Below are 2,304 nucleotides of genomic sequence, written 5' to 3'. Positions count from 1 at the left end.
TTCCAGGTGCGCCGCCACACCATCCCGGTTCAGCCGGCGCAGCAGGTCAGCTACCGCATCAGCGCCGACGCGCTGGGGCGCTGGGCCTGGCACTGCCATCTGATGATGCATATGGATGCTGGGATGTTCCGCGAGATTCTGGTGTCGTGACCATCGCGGCAATAGGAGAAGAAATCAATGAAACTGCAATACGTCAACAAAGCTCTGGCATTGGCGATCGCCGGTCTGGCGATTGCGCCGGTCTGGGCGCAAGGCATGGACATGTCGGGGATGAACATGCCGGGGATGGAAACTCCTGCTGCTTCGGCTTCCACCCCGGCCGATCACCCCACTTCGCCGACGAAGGCCCCTCCAAAGTCTGGCGATATGGGCGGCATGAACATGTCAGGGATGAACATGCAGGGAATGGAGGGCACCTCTTCGCATGCGTCCAAGTCAGCCTCCACCCTTTCTCCAAAACCGAGCACGGTGCCTCATGACATGAAAGGCATGGATATGCCTGGAATGCAGATGCAGGGGATGGGAACGGCGACGCAGCCGACGACCAACGGAAAGATGCAGGGGATGCAGGACGCGACTCTCAGCCAGCCCCGCAGCGCCGACGCTTACTCCGACGGCTACACGCTGACAACCGGACCATCGATCCCACCTGGAGTCAAACCGCCGCGCCTTGCGGACCAGGAGAATTTCGGTTCGGTGCTGGTGGATCGCCTGGAGCGCGCCTATACGCGCGACGGTAACTGGACCGCCTACGACGTGCAGGCTTGGTTCGGCCGCGATTTCAACCGCCTGATGATCAAGGCCGAGGGCGACGCCTCACAGGGACGCCTGCAGGACGCCCGAACCGAGCTTCTCTGGGATCACGCGATTGCCGCGTTCTGGGACACGCAGGTCGGCGTGCGTCACGACAACGGCTCCGGGCCCGACCGCAACTGGCTGGCGTTCGGGGTGCAGGGCCTGGCGCCCTATTGGTTCGATGTCGAGGCCACAGGCTATTTGGGCAATGAGGGACGTAGCGCACTGCGTCTGGCAACGAGTTACGACCTCCTGATCACCCAGCGCGTCGTGCTGCAACCGCGCATCGAAGCCAACCTTTACGGCAAGGATGATCCCGCACGCCAAATCGGCAGTGGGCTGTCCGACGCAACCGCCGCGTTGCGCCTGCGCTACGAATTCACGCGTCAGTTCGCGCCGTATGTCGGTGTGGAATGGAGCGGGAAATTTGGCCGCAGCGCGGACTTCGCGCGCATAGCCGGCGAAAAGACACGCCAGACGGCCGTCGTCGCTGGCTTGCGGTTTTGGTTCTGACACGTTGGTTTTCAACGGATTCGCTGCTGTGCTTCTTTTAACTAATGAAAGGATCCCTATGAAGATGAAAAAAATCCGGCTGTCCATACTTCTGCTTGGCGCATGGCCTGTATTTGCGCTTGCCGCCACGAATACGTCCGGAGTCGAGAATCGGTCGCACGAGGCCATGCCGAAGCCTGGCGCAAGCGTGTCCTCCGAGGCTGCCGCAATGCCTGGCGCCATGAAGGGCATGAATATGCAAGGGATGAACATGTCAGGGGTTGCCACAAGTGCGGCCTCTGCCCCCCACGCCTCGGTTCACGCTGACGCCGACGCATCTTCCGTAGGCAATCCTGGTCAAGCAACGGACGCCACCAAAAACGTGGAAATCACGATGGACGACTCGATGCGTTTTACGCCGGACGTTATCCATGTGCAGCCGGGACAAACCATTCGGTTTGTTTTGGTCAACCGTGGCCATCTCAAGCACGAGATGACGATCGGGAGCATGGCCGAGCTCAAGGAGCACGAAAAGATGATGGCGGCCATGCCTGATATGCCCGATGGAGCCGAGCCCAATATGGTCGCCGTACCACCTGGAGGCAAAGGTGAGTTGATCTGGCGCTTCGGTAAGCCCGGGACCGTCGACTTTGCATGCACGATGCCCGGCCATATGGAGGCCGGGATGGTGGGCAAGATCCTGGTGGAGTAGGAGTCACTTGGGCCCATGTTCTCGTAGCGGGGCCCGGGCTGTTGGCGCCGATGCCGATTTGAGCCATGCGCCGGGTTTGCGGTGAGCCGGTTAGAGCGCGACGAAATTCAAGCCTGACGCCCCGCGCAGCTCGTTTTCCATGGCTCAGTCGCCGATCGGCATGTGGCTCAAATCGGCATCGGCGCCAACATGCAACCACAACAATCGCTCTAGTCCTCGCTGCATCGGCTGCCGGCCCCCGTGCGCAGGTACTCGCGCACCGGCTAGCGGCTGCATCCCAGCTACTGGTTAATGCAGCTTGGCTC

General features: G+C 61.1%; 3 protein-coding genes. All 3 read left to right on the top strand.

Going from position 1 to position 2,304, the window contains the following annotated elements:
* A partial coding sequence (locus B7X30_RS15490) for a multicopper oxidase domain-containing protein (protein WP_286731836.1) occupies positions 1 to 150 on the top strand: 150 nt, incomplete at its 5' end.
* A 27-nt stretch (positions 151 to 177) separates the two neighbouring features.
* A complete protein-coding gene (locus B7X30_RS15485) occupies positions 178 to 1,308 on the top strand; it encodes a copper resistance protein B (protein WP_286731834.1) in 1,131 nt (376 codons plus the stop codon).
* Positions 1,309 to 1,366: 58 nt separating this feature from the next.
* Positions 1,367 to 1,999, top strand: coding sequence for a cupredoxin domain-containing protein (locus B7X30_RS15480; RefSeq protein WP_245845914.1), 633 nt, complete (start codon positions 1,367 to 1,369; stop codon positions 1,997 to 1,999).
* The last annotated feature ends 305 nt before the right edge of the window (positions 2,000 to 2,304 follow it).

It is taken from the genome of Thiomonas sp. 13-64-67 (genome assembly GCF_002282795.1).
In the GTDB taxonomy this organism is placed as follows: Bacteria; Pseudomonadota; Gammaproteobacteria; order Burkholderiales; family Burkholderiaceae_C; genus Thiomonas; species Thiomonas arsenitoxydans.
The sequence above is the reverse complement of the archived record's forward strand: the minus strand, read 5'-3'. Positions and strand labels throughout refer to the sequence as shown.